Below are 20171 nucleotides of genomic sequence, written 5' to 3' on the forward strand. Positions count from 1 at the left end.
TAAGTTGCTATGGGTAAAATATGGTGTAAAGGCTTTTGTATTTTAATTGCTTTAGCTTCGTTATCTTGTAAAGAAATACCTCACAAAAAAGAAGGTATACTACGTATATCGTCAGATTCTCTTCTGCAAATTCGATATCAGAAATTTTTAGATTATGCCGTAGATTCCATTTCCATCCCAAGAAGTTATGACCCTAAAATCAAAAAGGTTTTCAAAGTGGCTTCAAAAGACTGGACAAGTGGGTTCTACCCAGGTAATCTCTGGCAATTGTATAAATTAACCGGTAAGACAGCCTTTAAATCCAAGGCAATGGAGTCAACAGATTATATTGAACTAGAAAAATATAATGATGGTACCCATGATATGGGGTTTAAAATGTATTGTAGTTTTGGAGAAGGTTTTGAAGTAACAAAAAATGACCATTATAAATCTGTTTTAATACAAAGTGCAACTACTTTGAGCACTAGGTTTAATAAAAAAGTAGGGAGTATACGTTCATGGGATTTTAATAAGGATATTTGGGAGTATCCCGTTATTATTGATAATATGATGAACCTAGAATTGTTGTTTGAGGCTACTAAAATATCGGGTGATAGCACATTTCATAAAATTGCTGTGCAGCATGCCAATACCACTTTAAAAAATCATTTTAGGGAAGACAATAGTAGTTTTCACGTAGTTGTCTATGATACGGTTACCGGTAAGGTTAAAGATAAAGTTACGCACCAAGGTTTTAATGATAATTCTTCATGGGCTAGGGGGCAGGCGTGGGGTATCTATGGCTTTACAATGTGCTATAGATATACTGGCAATCTGGTTTATTTAGAGCAGGCAAGGAAATCGGCGGAATTCTATTTAAAACATAATAGTTTAACGGAGGACGGAATTCCGTTTTGGGATTTTAATGATCCAAGTATACCAAATACTATTAAGGATGTTTCCGCTGCAACCATTGTAGCTTCTGCATTGGTAGAACTTGCAAATTTCACTAATGAAAAAGCTTATTTGGAATATTCAAAAAAGGTGTTGAAAACTTTAAAAAGTGAAGCATATCTTTTGCCACCTGAAATAGAAGCTCCTTTTATCTTAAAACATAGTACGGGTAATTGGCCTAAAAAAGATGAGATGGATGTGTCTATCAACTACGCAGATTACTACTTTTTAGAATTGATTCTTAGCATTAAGAACAAAAAATAAAAAAAGCTCCATGAGAATGGAGCTTTTTGTAGTGACCTCGACAGGATTCAAACCTGTAACCTTCTGAGCCGTAATCAGATGCGCTATTCAGTTGCGCCACGAGGCCGTTATTTGTTTCCCTTAACGGGGTGCAAATATATTTCTTTTTACATTTACCACAAAATTAAGAAGAGAATATTAAATGGATTTTAAAAGCTTTATAAGAGATGTACCCAATTTTCCAAAAGACGGAATCATTTTTAAGGACATAACTCCGCTGTTACAGAGCCCGGAAATGCTCAATAAAACTACTGAGGCATTGGTACAACTGGTAAACGGGCAAAAGATTGACAAGGTAGTAGGGATGGAGAGTAGAGGGTTTATTTTTGGTCCATTGCTAGCAAGCAAATTAAATGCAGGATTTGTACCAATTCGTAAACCAGGGAAATTACCTTCTACAACCTTGAGTGAAACTTATGATTTAGAGTATGGTAAGGATACTTTGGAAATTCATACGGATAGTATACAGAAAGGTGATATGGTATTGATTCATGATGATGTTCTTGCAACAGGTGGTACGGCAAGTGCTGCATGCAAATTAGTAGAAAAACTGGGAGGTACTATTGTACAGTGTAATTTTTTGATAGAGTTAACCTTTCTTGAAGGTATTTCTAAAATAGAGGAATATCAGGCAAAATCTTTACTTAAATATTAATCTAGTGCTTTGGTGGTAATAAAATAGCGCCAACCAATGATTGCCATCTGTAACTTACTGGCCTTAGATAAATCTAGTCGTTGTTTACTATAAGATGGAAGCAGTGCCTTATTCAATTTGGCAATAAATTTATAGAACTTATTTTTCAAGGTTTCTGTTTTATGCTAAAATACATAATTATGCTACAAGGTAGAAAATACACTAATGCTTACATCTTAAACTACAGGTTATAAGAATACCATATTTATAATTAAGCTGAAAATAAAGATGATTATAAGTTTAATTAAGGCTATCATAATTTTGATTTAATAGTTGGTTATTGAATGTTCAACCAAGATATTATAGTCTATTTCCCTAAACAAGAAATTGATCTTATTTTAATACAATTGACTATGTATTTATAAGTTAAATGATGGATGCTATTTTAAATTTAAATAATATGTCTACATGTTATATTCAAATTGTTAACATATGGTATTATTTGATTTATAATTGTAAGAAATAAAGGGGCGGTTTTAATCGAAAGATTATTTTGTAGACGAAAAAGTAGATGAAAATTCAAATTTTGAATACTTTCATTATGTGTCAAAAAAAAAATCCGAAGTAAATAGTTCTTCGGATTTTAGATTTTAATTAGAGACGCATTCTTAGATTTTACTTTTTCAGTGTAATTTCAACAACTCCGTTTTTTCCATCTTCACCATATTGCTCTTGAGCACTTAGCCCTTTTATAACATTCATTGAAGCAATTTTATTCGGGTCTAAATTTGATACCTCTTTCGACTCCCATTTTTTTCCGTCAACAAAAAATAGAGGTTCTTTGTTATCATTACCAGATATGAACTTGAAGCCATTATCGGTTTCTTCAGAAACTTTTAAATCATACTCGCCAGATGAAGATGTGGAAATTGAAATTTGCTGATTATTATTATTACTGTTACTAGTTTTCTTAGCTGAAGTAACCTTATGGGCTACATCTACATGACTAATAAATATGCTGTTTTTATCGGTGTCTATAATGATATGAATTTTATCAATAGTGTCGTTATCAGATGCTGAATTAAATCGGCTACTGACTTCACCTTTGTTTTTGTTTCCACCATTTATCTCTATAGATATATTTTGAATCTCTGAATTTTTATTTCTTACCGTAGTATAAGAAAAATCAAAGCTTTCTTTGATCAAGTCGTTTTTGATTTTTACCAGCTGATCATCTGTAGTATTCTTGTCTATAAGTATTTCTATTGTATTGTCAGAAATATTTTTTTCATTGGTGGTATACACCTCTTTAGTATTAAAACTGATGAGAAATAATGCAAGCATAGGTAGAATGAATAAACTTTTGATTGCATTTACTTTTTTTGATTTTTGTTGATTGATCATGACTATTCGCTTTTTGATTAATGAATTAAAAAATGGATTTATGATTGATAAATTTTGCTGACCAACAGCCTGTTTCAACAGTATGTATTGGTAATCTTTTTTATTGAGCTTTATTTCTTTGTTGTCTGTATCGGCTAGAAATTCTAAGTTTTGTTTTATTGCAATTCTATAGTACCATGCAAAAGGATTAAACCATTGCAGTGCTAAAAAAATCTCCATGAAGACTACATCATATGAATGTTTTTGTTGAGCATGGACCTCTTCATGCGAAATAATGCTTTTAAGTTCCTTTTTATCGTGCAAACTAGGATTGTAAACAATAGCTTTAAAGAAGGAAAAAGGGGTTATATTATCTGTTGTGACAATATGGTTAATACTATCAATATGCTTCTTATTTCCGTTTTGTATTAACTTTCTAAGCTTATAAATTTGAAGTAGGAATTTCGTTAAAAATAAGCTGGCTCCTATACCATAAATTGCTAGGGCAATATTAAATGGGGAGTTGCCAATAAAATTGTTTTGTTCATTTGGCAAGATGATGTTATTTGTGGCCTCACTTATGTGTTGTACGGGTAGGGTAATGGTATTTGTAATATAGATTAATGGAAAGAGTACAGAGGTAAACAAACCTAACAGCAGAAAAGATCTATTGAATGTATAAAAGGTTTCCCTGCTCAACAAAAATTGATAGCAAATAAAAAAGAGACCAAGTACTAATCCGGACTTTAGCAAATAGTAACAAAAAGCTTCCATCTATTTTCCGTTTTCAATAAGATTGATAATTTCTTTTAATTCGTCTACCGATATTTTTTCTTCTTTGGCAAAGAAAGAAACAATGTTTTTGTAAGAATTGTCAAAATATTCAACCATGTCTTCATTTACATATGCTTTGTAGTAGGCTTCTTTGGCTATAATAGGATGATATTGATGTGTTTTTCCATAGGCAGTAAATCCTACGAATTTCTTTTCTTCCAAGTTTCTTACAATAGTGGAGAGGGTGTTGTAATGTGGCTTATTTTCCGTTATTTCTTGCATAATTTCCTTGACAAAAGCTTTTTTTAAGCGCCAAAGAATTTTCATGATCTCTTCTTCCTTATTGGTGAGTTTTTCCATTACCTATCTTTTGATACATCCAAATTAAGCTATTTTTTTAGTTATACAACTATAAAAATAGTTATTTAACTAAATTTTTAGTTTTCAATTGATGTCAATTATCATATGTCCAAAAAAATGTTCTATCTATATTTGTTAAAATTCTTTACATGCAAGATTTCTTATTTATTGTTGCCGGACTAGTTTTGTTGATAGCTGGGGGTAATTGGTTGCTAAAGGCGGCGGTAGATCTATCGTTAAAATTAAAAATTCCGAAAATAGTAATAGGTATGACGGTTGTGTCTTTCGCAACTTCTGCACCTGAGCTAATTGTAAGTATTAACGCAGCTTTAGATGGTTTTCCTGATTTGGCCTTAGGTAATGTTGTGGGATCTAATATTGCAAATTTAGGTTTGGTACTTGCAATTACTATTTTATTAGGACCTATAGATGTTAGCAAAAGCTTTTATACTACAGATTGGCCGGTAATGATGTTGGCTTCCTTACTATTCTTTTTCTTTATCTATTTTGATGGAGTTCTTCAGCAATACGAAGGGGTGGTCATGGTAATTTTCTTATTTGTATTCTTGGTGTATTTATTACGATTTCAAAAACCTGCTGTTATCGATGCGGAAGATGAGCCAGATGTAATGTTGCCAACCTATAAGACAGCCTTGTTCTTAGGATTAGGTGGTGGGGCACTTTGGGGCGGTTCTGAGCTGCTAATCAGTGGAGCAGTAGGTATGGCTACAGCATTCGGAGTTAGTGAACGTGTAATAGCAATTACGATAGTTTCTGTAGGTACAAGTATACCTGAGTTAGCGGCATCGATCATAGCTATTATCAAAAAAGAAAAAGCAATTTCCTTAGGGAATTTAATAGGTTCTAATATCTTTAACCTCTTGGCCGTGTTAGGTATTACTTCTATAATTACGCCTATTTCCGTTATGGATCAAGGATTGTTGACCAATGACATTTTTTGGTTGTTGGGTATTTCCTTTCTTGTCCTACCTTTGGTTTTTATTCCTAAAGGATTGAGATTGGGTTGGCGAGATGGAGTGGTATTGCTAAGCGTATATCTTGCTTTTGTCTATTTTACCATAGGATAGTTTCTGACTCGGAGAATGCAAAAAAAAATGCCCTGAACATGTTCAGGGCATTTTTAATATAATCTACAATTAATTTGGTATTAAACCTTAGCTGATTTTACCGTTTTAACGATAACACCTGCAATTTTATATGGATCACCATTAGATGCTGGTCTTCTATCTTCTAACCATCCTTTCCATCCGCTTTCTACCGTTGCGATAGGAATACGTATAGAAGCTCCTCTATCAGAAATACCGAAGCTGAAATCTGTAATAGCAGCAGTTTCGTGTAAACCTGTTAAACGTTGATCGTTAAACTCACCATATACCGAGATATGTTCTTTAACTACTGGTCTAAATGCCTCACATATTTTTTCATAAGTTGCCTGGTCTCCACAAGTTCTTAACGTAGTGTTAGAGAAGTTTGCGTGCATACCAGAACCGTTCCAGTCCATATCTTTACCTAATGGTTTTGGGTGGTACTCAATATAGTATCCGTAAGACTCAGTAAGTCTGTCCAATAGGTAACGTGCTACCCATAATTCATCACCGGCTAATTTTGCACCTTTAGCGAACAATTGAAACTCCCATTGACCACAAGCAACTTCTTGGTTGATACCTTCAAAGTTAAGACCGGCAGCAATACAAAGATCTGCGTGCTCTTCTACAATATGTCTACCGTGTGTGTTTTTACCACCAACTGAACAGTAGTACATTCCCTGTGGAGCTGGGTAACCACCTCTTGGGAAACCTAAAGGTAATTCAGTAGCAGTATCCATGATGAAATATTCTTGCTCAAATCCGAACCAGAAATCATTATCGTCATCATCAATAGTAGCTCTACCATTAGAAACGTGAGGCGTACCATCTGCATTAAGTACTTCTGTCATTACCAAGTATCCGTCCTTTCTTGCTGGATCAGGGTAGATTGCAACTGGTTTAAGCAAACAGTCAGAAGAACCACCTTCGGCCTGGCGCGTTGAACTTCCATCAAAAGACCACATTGGGCAATCTTCTAATTTACCACCAAAGTCATTAACCACTTTGGTCTTGCTTCTCATGTTTTGGGTTGGAAAATATCCATCTAACCAGATGTATTCTAATTTTGTTTTGCTCATAATGTGCTCGTTATAATTTAAAATAAGTTACAAACAAAAATATGTTTTTTATCAATCTGTATGAATTTTTAAGGGGGTAAATCTGTAAAAATTAAATTTATTTCTATCCACCCCTAATTTTTGTCGGGTATTTTATCATATTTATATTTATAGAACGTAATTTTGTGAAATTAACAATGAATTTAGGTATGATGTCCTCAAGATTTACAGCAATAAAAGAAAGTCAAAATAGAAATGCCATCGCTATTCAGGAAAATGGAAGAAGGTCTGACTTGTTCGGTGTCAACGTGTTCAATGAAAAAAAGATGTTGCAATACCTAACCAAAGATGCTTTTGAAGGATTGAAAGGTGCTATGGATTCTGGTTCTAAGATCGACAGGAAAATTGCAGATCAAGTCGCAGAGGCTATAAAGGGTTGGGCAATTTCAATGGGAGCTACTCATTATACCCACTGGTTTCAGCCTTTAACCGGTTCAACTGCTGAGAAACATGATGCCTTCTTTGATCTTATGCCAGATGGTACGGCTTTAGAAAAGTTTGGTGGTGGTCAATTGGTGCAGCAAGAACCAGATGCATCTAGTTTTCCAAGTGGGGGCATAAGAAATACATTTGAGGCTAGGGGCTACACGGCTTGGGACCCATCTTCGCCCGCATTCATATATGGTACTACTTTATGTATACCTACAATATTTGTCTCGTATACGGGTGAAGCTTTAGATAATAAAGCTCCATTGTTAAGAGCATTGGGTGCAGTGGACGAAGCGGCAACCGCAGTAGCTAAATATTTTGATAAAACCGTTACCAAGGTCAACGCAACTTTAGGTTGGGAGCAAGAATATTTTTTGATCGATAAAGCTCTTGCACATTCTAGACCGGATATTATGATGACCGGTCGTACTTTGGTGGGCGAAACTCCTGCAAAAGGACAACAATTAGATGATCATTATTTTGGGGTTATACCTAGTCGTGTGCTGAGTTTTATGAGCGATTTAGAAAAAGAATGCACAAAATTGGGTATACCTGTAAAGACCAGGCACAATGAAGTTGCCCCAAATCAGTTTGAACTGGCTCCTGTTTTTGAAGAAGCAAACTTGGCAATTGACCATAACCTTCTACTGATGGATGTGATGGATAAGATTGCGGATAAACATCATTTTAAAGTGCTGTTCCATGAAAAGCCATTTGCTGGGATCAATGGATCGGGTAAGCATAACAACTGGTCTCTACAGACCAATACCGGGGTAAATCTTCTTAGTCCAGGTTCTACACCAATGAAGAACTTACAGTTTTTGACCTTTTTTATTAACACCATTAAAGCGGTAGATACTTATGAAGAACTTTTGCGTTCTTCAATAGCTTCGGCAAGTAATGACCATAGGCTGGGGGCAAACGAAGCTCCACCAGCAATATTTTCAATTTTTGTAGGTACTCAACTAAGTAATGTTTTAGATGAGCTTGAAGGGGTATCCAAAGGAAAATTGTCTCCAGAGGAAAAAACAGAACTTAAGCTGAACGTAGTGGGTAAAATTCCAGAAATATTGATGGATAATACCGATCGAAACAGAACTTCACCTTTTGCCTTTACAGGTAATAAATTTGAAATGCGTGGCGTTGGTTCCAAGACCAATTGTGCCAAGCCAATGACCATTTTAAATACCATTGTTGCAAAGCAATTAAAAGATTTTAAGAAAGAGGTAGATGCACTGGTAGACAAGAAAAATCTTAAAAAAGACGAAGCTGTTTTTAATGTACTTCGTGAATATATAAAAACATCCAAACGAATTCGTTTTGACGGTGATGGCTATAGTGTAGAATGGGAAAACGAAGCTAAACGAAGAAAATTAAGTAACAATAAAAATACTCCAGAAGCTCTAGAGGTCTTGACATCAAAAGACAGTATTGCACTTTTTGAATCTATGGATGTAATGAGTGAGGTTGAAGTGGGTGCCCGCCAAGAAGTGGACCTGGAGAATTATATTATGCACCTACAGATAGAGGGTAGGGTGTATAATGAATTGGTTTACGGGTATATTTTGCCGTCAGCATTGGAATATCAAAATAAGCTGATTAAAAATGTGTCTGGACTTAAGGAAATTTATGGAGCGGCACATAAAAAATTCTCTGAAGGGCAATTGACGATGATAGAAGAAATTGCAGAGCACGTAGTAAGTGTTAAGAAAATGGTTGATGCCATGGCAGATGCAAGAAAGAAGGCAAATGCTCTAAAAGACACAAAAAAGAAGGCAAAGTCATATTGCTTTGATGTAAAACCATATTTTTCTGAAATTAGATCACATAGTGATAAGTTGGAAAAATTAATGGACAATACCTTATGGCCATTGACCAAGTATAGGGAATTGTTGTTCATTGAATAAGCCTAGTCTTTAATTATTAAAAAAAAATGGGGAATTATTAAGCTGAACTAAGGTTGCAGTTTTAATGATTCCCTTATTTTTGTTTCAAATTTTAGTTATGTCAACACCTAGCAATGAAAGATATCAGCAACGGGGCGTGTCAGCTTCTAAAGAAGACGTGCACAATGCTATAAAGAATATTGATAAAGGTCTTTTTCCCAAGGCTTTCTGTAAAATAGTTCCTGATTATTTGACGGGAGACAAAGAGTATTGCTTGATCATGCATGCAGATGGGGCGGGTACAAAGTCGTCGTTGGCATATATGTACTGGAAAGAAACGGGAGATATTTCCGTTTGGAAAGGTATTGCGCAAGATGCCTTGATCATGAACATAGATGATTTAATCTGTGTTGGGGCTACTGACAATATTATGCTTTCATCTACTATTGGTAGAAATAAAAATAAGATTCCGGGTGAAGTGCTTTCAGCTATTATCAATGGAACGGAAGAGTTGATAAACGACTTGGGTGAGTTTGGTATCACTATTCATTCTACCGGTGGTGAAACTGCTGATGTTGGGGATTTGGTAAGAACAATTATTGTAGATTCTACGGTTACTGCTAGATTGAAAAGAAGTGAGGTAATTGATAATGCCAATATTAAGGCAGGCGATGTTATTGTAGGTCTAGAATCTTTTGGTCAAGCAACATACGAGAAAGAGTATAATGGCGGTATGGGAAGTAACGGACTTACCTCTGCACGCCATGATGTGTTCTCTAATTATTTGGCTGAAAAATTCCCTGAGAGCTTTGACGCTGAGGTGCCAGAAGATTTGGTGTATTCAGGAAAGGTAAAATTAACAGATGATGTTAAAAATTCTCCAATTAATGCCGGTAAATTAGTGTTGTCACCAACAAGGACATATGCACCGATCGTAAAAAAAATACTTTCTACATATAGCCCTGATCAAATTCATGGTATGATTCATTGTAGTGGAGGGGCACAAACCAAAATTCTTCATTTTGTAGATGACCTTCATATCATCAAGGATAACTTATTTGATGTGCCACCTCTTTTTCAATTAATTCAAGAACAGTCTGGTACAGATTGGAAAGAGATGTATAAGGTTTTCAATTGTGGTCATAGACTAGAGATTTATCTTCCTGAAGATATCGCAGGTGATATTATTGAAATATCAAAGAGTTTTGGCGTAAATGCTAAAATTATAGGTAAGGTAGAGGCATCGGATTCTAAAAAATTAACAATTTCCAGTAAGTACGGCACCTTTGTGTATTAGAACATACGATTAATGTAAATAAATCGTTCTTTTTGTATAAACCTATCTTGCTATGGAAAGAAAAGAATTTTTACGAACTCTGGGTGCGGGTGCTGCATTTGCAATAACGTTTCCTTGCTTGGGCAGTTGTTCCAAGGACAATGAAGTTGTAGGAGATATTGTTACGCCACCAACCAATGTAGATTTCACTATTGATCTTACTTCTTCCGAGGCTGCTAAATTGGCAAATAATGGCGGATTTATTTTAAAAAATCTTGTTGTCGTAGTTAGAAATCTTGAAGGTGAATTTGTTGCCGCTACGCAAATCTGCAGTCATGAGCAATATGATCAGGTAAGATTTGTAAATCAAGAAGGTGGTATTTTTTACTGTGATGTGCATGGGTCAAAGTTTTCTCAGACCGGTACTCCTTTAAATGAAATTCCTAATAGTACTTCAAGAGCGTTAAAAATATACAATACTTCACTTGAAGGTGATATTTTACGAGTTTTTGAGTAATGATTAAACTACAATTCTAAAACCAACAACACCAACCTAACTTATTATTCTTTGATGATAAAATTGACCCCCAACAAGAGAAAGTAAGTGAAGTATATCAGTGCCTTATTAATAGTTATGTTGACCTGCATTTCGTATGGTCAAGATAAAAAGTACGTTACCGTAAAGAAGTCTTACGAGGTAATGGGCGGTGATTTTGACATTACGGTAGTTTCGGTAGATGAGGAGTTGGGTTACATTTATATACAGGAAGCTTTGGCCGAAGTTCAAAGAATTGAGAAGTTGATCTCTTCCTGGGACCGGGATTCTGAAACAAGTATGATTAATAGAAATGCCGGTATTAAACCAGTTCACGTAAGTTGGGAACTATACAAGCTCATAGAGCGATCTATTCAAATTTCTGAAATTACCAACGGTGCATTTGATATAACATTTACCGCGCTTAAAGATGTATGGAAATTAGATGGTTCAATGCAGTCTTTGCCTTCTAAGGCAAATGTAGAGGCGGTGCAATCTAGAATAGGGTATAAGAATATTGTTTTGAACAATAAGGATCAAACTGTTTTTTTAAAGAAAAAAGGAATGAAAATTTCTTTTGGTGGTATTGGTAAGGGGTTTGCTGCAGATAAGGCAAAGGCGTTATTGGTGTCAAAAGATGTTAAGGCCGGTATTATAAATTTAAATGGTGATATTACCACTTGGGGAACCAAAGTTACAGGGGATAAATGGTTGATCGGGGTTATGAATCCAGATTTAAAAGGTGGTATTGCATCATGGATTCCAATTCTTGAGTCGTCTGTGGCAACAACAGCCAGTGACGGTAATTTTATCATGTCGGGCAATAAAAAATACACCCATATTTTAGATCCTAAAACAGGTTTTCCCGCTACGGGTATCAACAGTGTATCGGTATTTGCAAAAAGTGCGGAGTTATCAGATGCCTTGGCAACATCCATCTTTGTAATGGGGTTAGATGCAGGTTTGGCTCTTATAAATCAACTTGGTGATACAGAGGTTATTATTGTGGATAGTGCCAATAAAATGCACAAGAGTAATGGTATTCTGCTAAACTAAGTATTTCAAAAAACCAAGGTGCTCGTTTTTTAATTATTTCTTCCCACGATAATCACTTTAAAGTGTCTGTAATTTTATTGTAAATTTGCCATACAAGTGAAGTAAGCATATGATAGAAAAATTAAACATAGTAAAACAACGTTTTGATGAGGTTTCCGACCTTATAATTCAACCGAATATTATATCTGATCAAGATAAATATGTAAAGCTTACTAAAGAATATAAAGATCTTAAAGACTTAATGGATAAGCGAGAAGAATATCTTGAGCTTACCAATAATATTGCCGAAGCTGAGGAAATCATTGCCGATGGTAGTGATGAAGAAATGCTTGAAATGGCCAAGATGCAAATGGAAGAGGCCAAAGGGGCTCTGCCAAAGCTGGAAGAGGATATTAAACTGATGTTGATACCAAAAGATCCTGAAGATGCTAAGGATGTCGTAGTAGAAATCAGGGCAGGAACTGGTGGTGATGAGGCTAGTATCTTTGCCGGTGACCTTTTTAGAATGTATACTAAATACTGTGAGGGTAGAGGTTGGAAAACAAATGTAATTGACCTTAGTGAAGGTACTAGTGGTGGATATAAGGAAATTCAGTTTGAAGTATCTGGTACCGATGTATACGGAACTTTAAAGTTTGAAGCCGGTGTTCACCGTGTACAGAGGGTGCCACAGACAGAAACCCAGGGTAGGGTACACACGAGTGCCGCTACGGTTATGGTTTTGCCCGAAGCTGAAGATTTTGACGTACAAATAGATCCTAAAGATGTACGTATAGATTTTTTCTGCTCGTCAGGTCCTGGTGGTCAATCTGTAAACACTACATACTCAGCGGTGCGTTTAACACATATACCAACGGGTTTAGTAGCTCAATGTCAGGATCAAAAATCGCAGCACAAGAATAAGGACAAAGCTTTTAGGGTTTTGCGTTCTAGGTTATATGATTTAGAATTGGCAAAAAAACAAGAAGAAGATGCAGCAAAGCGAAACTCTCAAGTAAGTAGTGGTGACCGTTCTGCAAAAATTAGAACTTACAATTACCCGCAGGGTAGAGTTACCGATCATCGTATTGGTCTTACCTTGTATGATTTGTCTAATATTATAGATGGAGATATCCAAAAAATAATAGATGAATTGAGTTTTGTAGAAAATACCGAAAAATTGAGGGAAGCCTCTGAGATATTTTAAGATATGACTACCCAAGAATTGGTTGCCCAAATTCATAAAAAACAATCCTTTTTGTGTATAGGTTTAGATACCGACTTAGAGAAAATTCCACCTTTTTTGTTGGAGGAAGAAGATTCTATTTTTGAGTTTAACAAAGCAATTATTGATGCCACACATGATTTATGTGTGGCTTATAAACCTAACATAGCATTTTATGAAGCGTATGGCGTACAGGGGTGGTCTGCATTGCGAAAAACGATAAAGTATCTAAATAAGAATTATCCTGAAATTTTCACCATTGCAGATGCTAAACGTGGTGATATTGGTAATACGTCTACAAGATATGCGAAGGCATTTTTTGATGATTTAAATTTTGATTCCATCACAATTGCTCCTTATATGGGCAAAGATTCGGTTGAACCTTTTTTGGAGTTCAAGGATAAACATACCATCTTACTTGCATTAACGTCAAATGGTGGTGCTTTTGATTTTCAAACTAAAAAGATTGGAGATAGAGAGTTATATAAAGAGGTATTATCGGTTTCTACTACCTACAAAGGGGCAGAGAATTTAATGTACGTTGTGGGTGCCACAAAGGCTGAATATCTGAAGGAAATTCGTCAAATAATACCTAATAGCTTCTTATTGGTGCCTGGAGTTGGTGCCCAAGGCGGTAGTTTAGTAGATGTTTGTGAATATGGTATGACAAAAGATGTTGGACTACTTATTAATTCTTCACGCGGAATTATCTATGCATCTGACCAGGAGGATTTTGCAGATGCTGCTAGAAAAAAAGCTAAAGAGTTACAAGAAGCTATGAAAATAGAGCTCCAAAGACTAAACTAGGTCTTCTAAAGTTTTTTTGATTTTCTGGGCTTTAGATTCAAAAAATTCTCCCAACTGGGTATTGGTTTGCATGTTAGAAGCTTTGTCTAAAAACATTTGATATTGATACTCCAATAAACTTATTATGTCTGTATTAGCTTCCATTGGTGTTACTGTCCCTACCTTGCAATATTGCTTTTCCATAATCCTGGTTTTAGTTTCTTACAAATATACGTTCAGATTCAGGTTTTGGATGTGTGTATGTGTAGCTGTACATCTAATTTATAGGTAATATGTCTTTTTTTTAACAAATACACCTGTGATAATTTAAAAGATAGCGCTTTACAAGTGATTTTTTAAAATCTTAAACAGATTGTGAAAAACTATATTTACATTGTACATTACAATTTTTTTTAAATACAAACCTGTGCTTCATTATATTACGTATCATCATAAAACAGCTACTGAATGGGTGACATTTGTACATGGCGCAGGAGGTAGTTCTTCAATATGGTTCAAACAAATACGAGAATTTAAGAAACACTTTAACGTATTGCTATTAGATTTAAGAGGTCATGGGAATTCTAAGTCTAGTTTAAAAAATGTTTTTAATGAAAAGTACACCTTTGATGTTATCACTAACGATATTGTTGAGGTTATTGATCAAGAAGGTATAGAAAAATCTCATTTTGTAGGGATATCATTAGGTACTATTTTAATACGGAATTTAGCGGAGAACCATCCTTATCGGGTTGAAAGTATGGTTATGGGCGGTGCTATAATGAAATTGAACCTTAGATCTCAAATATTGATAAAACTTGGTATCATATTTAAATCGATCGTGCCTTATCTATGGTTATACAAGTTCTTTGCTTTTATTATAATGCCAAATAAAAATCATAAGGAGTCTAGGTCGCTCTTTGTTCGTGAGGCAAAAAAGCTATATCAAAAAGAGTTTATAAGATGGTTTAAGCTATCCTCGGAAATTAATCCATTATTACGCTTTTTTAGGTCTGCAGATATCAACATACCTACATTATATGTCATGGGAGAAGAAGATTATTTATTTCTTCCCAGCATTCGCAAAATTGTTTCTTTGCATAAAAGTTCGCAATTAGTGGTGGTAGAAGACTGTGGTCATGTTGTAAATGTGGAACGACCTGTATTTTTTAATGAGAAGGTAATTGCATATTTGGGAGGTCAAAAAACAATCTAAAGTGCTTTAACATTGATTTACAAAGATGTCGTCTTTAAGTGTTAAAATAAAAAAAACCGATGCTCCCACCGGTTTTTGCTAACTAACTAACTAACTCAAAAAATAACTAACTCAAAAAATTGAAAATGAATGCTTTAATATTCTTTTGTTTAATTTTAACGCATATATTTTTGAGTTATTGTTTAAGTTGTTGAAAATCTATTTTTTATCTTGAAGTGCAAATACTTTTTTAAGGACATCTGTAGTTCTTGAAGAGAACTTTGTTCTAATTTCTTCTTCCTCTACAGCAATCATTTTATAAACTCCTGATAAAGCCTCCTGTGTAACATAATCTGTTAAATCTGGGTTTACATTGTTGGTCAATGGGATTGAATTGTATTTGGTGATTATAGAACTCCAAATTTTATCTGCACCTACTTTTTGAAAAGATTCGTTGATTACAGGATTGAATTTAGCATATAGCTCTGTATTCGTTTTTGTTTCCAAATAAGTAGTAGCAGCATTGTTTTCGCCAAGAAGAATATTTTTTGCGTCTGCGAACGACATGTCTTTTACAGCATTTACGAAAATAGGTGTAGCTTCTGCAACAGCATCTTCGGCAGCACGGTTCAAAACCTTTAAGCCTTCGTCTGCCAAATTGCCTAAACCTATATCGCGTAAAGTTTTATCTACCTTTTGTAGGTCTTCTGGTAATAGAATTTTGACCAATTCATTTTTATAAAACCCGTCAGTAGCGGTTAACTTGCTTACCTGTTTTTCTATACCTTGATCTAAAGCTTCTTTTAGACCATTTGCTATGGTTTCATTGCTCAAAGCAGTGTCTGTAGATGTAGGTAATTGATTTACTACTTGCTGTAATTCATTGCATGAAATTGCGAGCATCATGCAGAAGGCCAAACTAATTTTTTTAATCATTATTGTATTATTTGTATAGGTTTTACTTTAGTACTTACGAGAATATGACCGTTTTATTGTTGTAGACCATTGTTTTGCGTGCAATATGCAATTTTACTCCTCTAGAAAGTACAATCTTCTCAAGGTCTCTACCTTTTGTGATAAAGTCTTCTATTGTGTGAGAATGGGTTACCGTAGTAACATCTTGCTCAATAATTGGTCCGGCATCCAATTCTTCAGTTACGTAGTGACTAGTGGCTCCGATAATTTTCACACCTCTTTTAAATGCTGCATGATAGGGTTTAGCACCGGCAAAGGCAGGTAAGAAAGAATGGTGTATATTAATTATTTTGTTAGGGTATTTGTCTATTAAGTTGCCACTGACTATTTGCATGTATCTAGCTAAAACGATAAAATCTACATCGTGTTTTTCAAGTATTGCAATTTGCTCCTGCTCTGCCGTAACTCTATTGGCTTTAGTGAAGGGTACGTGATAGAACGGTATGTTAAACTGTTCTGCAATATACCTTAAATCGTTATGGTTACTGAGTATAAAGGGAATCTCAACGGCTAGCTCACCAGATTGGTATCTACTTAATAGGTCATAAAGGCAATGGTTGTATTTAGATACGAAAATGGCCATCCTGGGTAATTTGTCATCGGTATGTAGACTCCATTCCATGTTGTAACTAGTAGCTAACTCATTTTGGAATAACGTTTTAAAATGTTCCAAATCTGAAAAGTCATTTTGGAATTCAACAACCGTACGCATAAAAAATACGTTGGCAGGCTTATCAACATGCTGATCAAGGTATACGATGTTACCTTTATTGCTATGGATAAAACCAGTTACGGTACTAATAATACCTGCTTGATCAGGACAATGGACTAATATAGTTGCTTTCAATTATATGCTATTTTAAATGTCAAAAATAGCCCATAATCCTTAAAGTGGTAATTTTATTATGTTGTAGAAATAAATTTTAGGATAATTATAGGTGGTCAGCTTTCCAAGCCTTGTACGATTTCCTAAAACTTTTGATCTCTTTTCTTAATAGATTGATGTACTCAGTCTCCTTTACTCCATGTTTTTCTAATCCCATACAGTAAGAGTTGATGTTTCTTATAATGATATTTATGTAAGAAATGGTTTCTTTACGTTCATTATTGCAATTAGAATATTCAACTTGTGCAATTTTTTGAGGTATGAGAATGGCATCTGTCAAAATAGAATTAGCCATGATGTCTCTTAAGCTTTTTGATTCATAAAGGCGCACCAAATCTTTGTTGAAAGATACATATGACGCAATCTCTCTACTCATGGTGCAGAGTTCCAGTGCTTTTCTATAAATAGGCAAATGTTTTAAACTTCTATATGCCATTGTGTGGGGTATTGTTAGTGTTATATAAAATTACGTTAGTTATTTGATTATTTTCTATCGATTTTAAATGTAATTTGTAAATTTACCTTTGATAATAAATAATTAAAACTATATTCTTTTGAATCCAAAGATAGACGAGCTTAATTGGAAAATACTAAAACAATTGCAGGATAATGCAAGGGAATCATTTGCAAATATTGGTCGTACGGTTGGGCTCACGGCACCGGCAGTGGCGGAGCGCGTAAAGAAGATGGAGGACCTTGGTATCATACATGGATATAAGGCTACAGTGTCTCACGCGTTAACCGGACATCAATTAAAGGCGATTATAACCTTAAGGGCATTTATGGGGAAATTGAAGCCTTTTTTAGCTGTTGTACCTACTTTGCAAGAGGTTATTAATTGCTACAGAATTACCGGAAACGAAAATATTGTTATGGAAGTTGTTTTAAAAGATCAGTTTCACCTAGAAAAGTTTATCGACCAATTAATACAGTATGGTGAAACAAGGACTCATATTGTTCTTTCTCAAGTAATTTCTAATGCCCCAATGCATAAAGTTAAATGATAAATATCTTAATCTCTTTTATTAATTTATTAATGGATATTTAATTTTGGAATTGGTGATCATTGGTAAATTGGTTGGTGATTAATGGTTCTAAGATATTTTGGCTAGATTTTTGATAGAAATTAAATAATGAAAAAATTACTACTTCTTACGTTCGTTTTAACCTCTACGGCAATATTTTCTCAAGAATTAAGGCTTTTAAGAGGTGCTATTTCAGAAAATTTAGTTGTTAATGATTCGGTCAATGAAACCTTCTCTCTCTATTTGCCTTCAAATTTTGAGGTAAATAAAGCCTGGCCAGTTGCCTTTGTAATGGATTTAAAGGGTAAGGGTAAGGCTGCCGTTTCAATGTTGCTGGGTGCAGCTGAGCAAGAAGGCTATGTTTTGGCTAGTTCAGATAATATAAGTGATTCGCTTTCCATTTCTGAAAATGTTTTAATTGCGAATAGAATGTTCAATTCAGTGATCAGTACCATCCCTTTAGCTAAAAATCGTATGTATACTGCAGGTTTTGGTAGTAGTGCAATGTTCGCTTCAATTTTGCCAACATTTGTACGTAATATCAATGGAGTAATTTCTATCGGTGCGTCGGTTGGTAATGTTGAGATTTTAAATCCAAAGCAACCTTTTCAGTTCGTAGGGCTTGTGAATAGGGAGGATTATAATTTTACCGAGATGTTGAATAGCAGGGAATTGCTAAATAAATTAAAGTTTCCTAATGAATTAATAGTCTTTGATGGAGACCGTATGCTGCCAGAAGGTGACTTAATTGCAAATGCATTTAGAATGTTGACGCTTACTAGTATGGCAAAAGGCCATTTGGAAAAGGATAGCAGTTTGGTGGCTTCTTCGTATGATCGATTCTTGACTTTGGCAAATTCCAACATTTCCAAACAAAAACCTCTTTTAGCTACATATCAATTGTTAGATATGGAAAAGATTTTCAATCCATTAGTAGATTTAGATACGCTAAAAGCTACGCAGAAAACTTTAAGAACAAGTTCTAATTATAGACAGGCGAATAGAAGTCAAAACAGTTATTTTTTGAAGGAATCTTTTACCAAAGAAGATTATAACTACTATTTGGAAGAAGATATTATCACCTATAATTATGCAAATCTTGGGTGGTGGAATTATCAAATGCAAGAATTAAATAAATTGGATAAAAGTTCTAATTTATATGAGCGGCAAATGTCAAGTAGGTTAAGAGGGTATATTAATGCTCTGGTATCAGATAATATTGATTTTATTGAAGCTGAAGATGTGGTAGATTATGAAGCACTAAATTTATTACACATGTTAAAGACCATTACTTCGCCAAAAGATTATAATGCTTACTTAGAGGTAATCTCAATTAGTTCAAAAATGGAAGATTACGGTACAGCCTTATTTTACTTAGAAGAGTTGCTTAAAAATGGTTATACGGATAAAAGCGGGTTATATTCTTTGGAACACACTGCATTGTTCAGGATTATGCCGGAATTCAATGAAATGGTTGAAAAATATTTAAAAGGTGCCAGATATGATGTTATTGAACGGTAATGTGAGGTACATCTTCCAATTTCCAATCTATGACCAGACCTTTTGCCAATGATTTGGCAATATCTTTTCCGTACAGTATTTCACATAAATATAAAGCGGCTTCAAAACTTTTTGCGCCTCCTGCAGAAGTAATGTATTTTCCGTCATGAACAAATAATACATTGTCCTTTATGTCTAAATTAGGAAACATGGCTTTGTAATTTTCAATATCACTGGGAAAAGTTGTTGAAGCTACCGAATCTAAAATACCAGCTTTTGCCAAGGGAAAGGCGCCGTCACAATGACTGGTCATATATAGTGCGCTCTTGTCTATTTGATTAATAAAGTTGATCATGACTTCATCTTTTAAGTCTCTATCCATAGAATGTTCCGCACTAGGTACTACCAATATATCTATTTTAGGTAAATCATCTTTAGTGTAGTCAAAATCGGGTAAAATGCGAACACCTTCAAAAGTGGTTATGGGTTCTAAAGTATTTGCTACGGTAAATGTGTTCATGGCCTTTATGCCTTCTCTAAATTTTGTATGTTGAAATATATCGAATGGGGCTGTAAATTCAGTATTGAACGTTCCGTTCATTATTAGAAAAGCAACATTATAATTACTGGGTTCTAGCTTTGGTAATTGTCTTGTTTCTTTAACCACTGTGGTTTCTTTTTTAGCTTTCTTTTGATTGCAGCTAACTAGTATAAATGGTAAAAGAATAAGAAGGTATTTAAGTTTCATATGAATTGTTTTCGATTTCTAAAGTACGATTATATGTGAAAAACTTACAATGAATATAT

21 protein-coding genes and 1 tRNA gene are annotated in these 20171 nt (G+C 34.6%); 12 read left to right on the forward strand and 10 right to left on the reverse strand.

Features of this window, described 5'->3' with window-relative positions; all coding sequences use genetic code 11:
* Positions 1-9 precede the first annotated feature (9 nt).
* Positions 10-1197, forward strand: a complete 1188-nt coding sequence (locus tag YQ22_RS13035; RefSeq protein WP_071341540.1) for a glycoside hydrolase family 88 protein — start codon at positions 10-12, stop codon at positions 1195-1197.
* A 32-nt stretch (positions 1198-1229) separates the two neighbouring features.
* On the opposite strand, the gene YQ22_RS13040 is transcribed toward YQ22_RS13035, so the two are convergent.
* Positions 1230-1303 (reverse strand) — tRNA-Arg (locus tag YQ22_RS13040).
* Positions 1304-1378: 75 nt separating this feature from the next.
* Between YQ22_RS13040 and YQ22_RS13045 the strand changes: the two genes are divergently transcribed.
* On the forward strand, positions 1379-1891 hold the full coding sequence (locus YQ22_RS13045) for an adenine phosphoribosyltransferase (RefSeq protein WP_071341541.1): 513 nt from the start codon (positions 1379-1381) through the stop codon (positions 1889-1891).
* On the opposite strand, the gene YQ22_RS13050 is transcribed toward YQ22_RS13045, so the two are convergent.
* The 3 genes from YQ22_RS13050 to YQ22_RS13060 all read right to left on the reverse strand — a co-directional run bounded on the left by YQ22_RS13050 (position 1888) and on the right by YQ22_RS13060 (position 4387).
* On the reverse strand, positions 1888-2040 hold the full coding sequence (locus YQ22_RS13050; RefSeq protein WP_058103604.1) for a hypothetical protein: 153 nt from the start codon (positions 2038-2040) through the stop codon (positions 1888-1890). The genes YQ22_RS13045 and YQ22_RS13050 overlap by 4 nt on opposite strands.
* A gap of 505 nt (positions 2041-2545) precedes the next feature.
* On the reverse strand, positions 2546-4027 hold the full coding sequence (locus tag YQ22_RS13055; RefSeq protein ID WP_071341542.1) for a M56 family metallopeptidase: 1482 nt from the start codon (positions 4025-4027) through the stop codon (positions 2546-2548).
* Positions 4028-4387 carry a BlaI/MecI/CopY family transcriptional regulator gene (locus YQ22_RS13060; RefSeq protein WP_071341543.1) on the reverse strand — a complete coding sequence of 120 codons (360 nt, stop codon included), beginning with the start codon at positions 4385-4387 and terminating at the stop codon, positions 4028-4030.
* 149 nt (positions 4388-4536) lie between these two features.
* Between YQ22_RS13060 and YQ22_RS13065 the strand changes: the two genes are divergently transcribed.
* The gene (locus YQ22_RS13065; protein WP_071341544.1) at positions 4537-5475 is read left to right on the forward strand and encodes a calcium/sodium antiporter; all 939 of its coding nucleotides are present in this window, start codon (positions 4537-4539) and stop codon (positions 5473-5475) included.
* An 80-nt stretch (positions 5476-5555) separates the two neighbouring features.
* On the opposite strand, the gene YQ22_RS13070 is transcribed toward YQ22_RS13065, so the two are convergent.
* The gene (locus tag YQ22_RS13070; RefSeq protein ID WP_058103600.1) at positions 5556-6572 is read right to left on the reverse strand and encodes a glutamine synthetase beta-grasp domain-containing protein; all 1017 of its coding nucleotides are present in this window, start codon (positions 6570-6572) and stop codon (positions 5556-5558) included.
* A 188-nt stretch (positions 6573-6760) separates the two neighbouring features.
* Here YQ22_RS13070 and YQ22_RS13075 point away from each other — a divergent pair, with 188 nt between their 5' ends.
* From YQ22_RS13075 to pyrF, 6 genes are all read left to right on the forward strand, one after another.
* Positions 6761-8947 (forward strand): glutamine synthetase III family protein, encoded by a 2187-nt coding sequence (locus tag YQ22_RS13075; RefSeq protein WP_071342592.1) that lies wholly within the window; start codon positions 6761-6763, stop codon positions 8945-8947.
* Between the two features lie 97 nt (positions 8948-9044).
* Positions 9045-10223 (forward strand): AIR synthase related protein, encoded by a 1179-nt coding sequence (locus YQ22_RS13080; RefSeq protein WP_071341545.1) that lies wholly within the window; start codon positions 9045-9047, stop codon positions 10221-10223.
* A 52-nt stretch (positions 10224-10275) separates the two neighbouring features.
* Positions 10276-10719, forward strand: coding sequence for a QcrA and Rieske domain-containing protein (locus tag YQ22_RS13085; protein WP_071341546.1), 444 nt, complete (start codon positions 10276-10278; stop codon positions 10717-10719).
* Positions 10720-10836: 117 nt separating this feature from the next.
* Positions 10837-11793, forward strand: a complete 957-nt coding sequence (locus YQ22_RS13090) for an FAD:protein FMN transferase (RefSeq protein ID WP_071342593.1) — start codon at positions 10837-10839, stop codon at positions 11791-11793.
* Positions 11794-11902: 109 nt separating this feature from the next.
* The gene (prfA, locus tag YQ22_RS13095) at positions 11903-12979 is read left to right on the forward strand and encodes a peptide chain release factor 1 (protein WP_058103596.1); all 1077 of its coding nucleotides are present in this window, start codon (positions 11903-11905) and stop codon (positions 12977-12979) included.
* A 3-nt stretch (positions 12980-12982) separates the two neighbouring features.
* Positions 12983-13804, forward strand: a complete 822-nt coding sequence (gene pyrF, locus YQ22_RS13100; RefSeq protein WP_071341547.1) for an orotidine-5'-phosphate decarboxylase — start codon at positions 12983-12985, stop codon at positions 13802-13804.
* Here pyrF and YQ22_RS13105 read toward each other — a convergent pair.
* Positions 13796-13987: a hypothetical protein gene (locus YQ22_RS13105; RefSeq protein ID WP_058103594.1), complete on the reverse strand. Its 192-nt coding sequence runs from the start codon at positions 13985-13987 to the stop codon at positions 13796-13798. The genes pyrF and YQ22_RS13105 overlap by 9 nt on opposite strands.
* Positions 13988-14210: 223 nt before the next feature.
* On the opposite strand from YQ22_RS13105, the gene YQ22_RS13110 reads away from it, so the two are divergent.
* Positions 14211-14999, forward strand: a complete 789-nt coding sequence (locus YQ22_RS13110) for an alpha/beta fold hydrolase (protein WP_071342594.1) — start codon at positions 14211-14213, stop codon at positions 14997-14999.
* Between the two features lie 198 nt (positions 15000-15197).
* On the opposite strand, the gene YQ22_RS13115 is transcribed toward YQ22_RS13110, so the two are convergent.
* The 3 genes from YQ22_RS13115 to YQ22_RS13125 all read right to left on the reverse strand — a co-directional run bounded on the left by YQ22_RS13115 (position 15198) and on the right by YQ22_RS13125 (position 17275).
* Entirely contained in the window at positions 15198-15914 is a 717-nt protein-coding gene (locus tag YQ22_RS13115) for a DUF4197 domain-containing protein (protein WP_058103593.1), read from the reverse strand.
* A 34-nt stretch (positions 15915-15948) separates the two neighbouring features.
* Positions 15949-16800: a formyltetrahydrofolate deformylase gene (gene purU / locus YQ22_RS13120; protein ID WP_071341548.1), complete on the reverse strand. Its 852-nt coding sequence runs from the start codon at positions 16798-16800 to the stop codon at positions 15949-15951.
* 85 nt (positions 16801-16885) lie between these two features.
* Positions 16886-17275 (reverse strand): hypothetical protein, encoded by a 390-nt coding sequence (locus YQ22_RS13125; RefSeq protein ID WP_058103591.1) that lies wholly within the window; start codon positions 17273-17275, stop codon positions 16886-16888.
* 118 nt (positions 17276-17393) lie between these two features.
* Between YQ22_RS13125 and YQ22_RS13130 the strand changes: the two genes are divergently transcribed.
* Positions 17394-17843 (forward strand): Lrp/AsnC family transcriptional regulator, encoded by a 450-nt coding sequence (locus YQ22_RS13130; RefSeq protein WP_058103590.1) that lies wholly within the window; start codon positions 17394-17396, stop codon positions 17841-17843.
* Between the two features lie 129 nt (positions 17844-17972).
* Entirely contained in the window at positions 17973-19385 is a 1413-nt protein-coding gene (locus tag YQ22_RS13135; protein ID WP_071341549.1) for an alpha/beta hydrolase, read from the forward strand.
* On the opposite strand, the gene YQ22_RS13140 is transcribed toward YQ22_RS13135, so the two are convergent.
* Positions 19372-20112, reverse strand: coding sequence for a DJ-1/PfpI family protein (locus YQ22_RS13140; protein WP_071341550.1), 741 nt, complete (start codon positions 20110-20112; stop codon positions 19372-19374). The genes YQ22_RS13135 and YQ22_RS13140 overlap by 14 nt on opposite strands.
* Between the last annotated feature and the right edge of the window lie 59 nt (positions 20113-20171).

The sequence above is a fragment of the Maribacter sp. 1_2014MBL_MicDiv genome, assembly GCF_001865655.1.
GTDB classification, from domain to species: Bacteria; Bacteroidota; Bacteroidia; order Flavobacteriales; family Flavobacteriaceae; genus Maribacter; species Maribacter dokdonensis.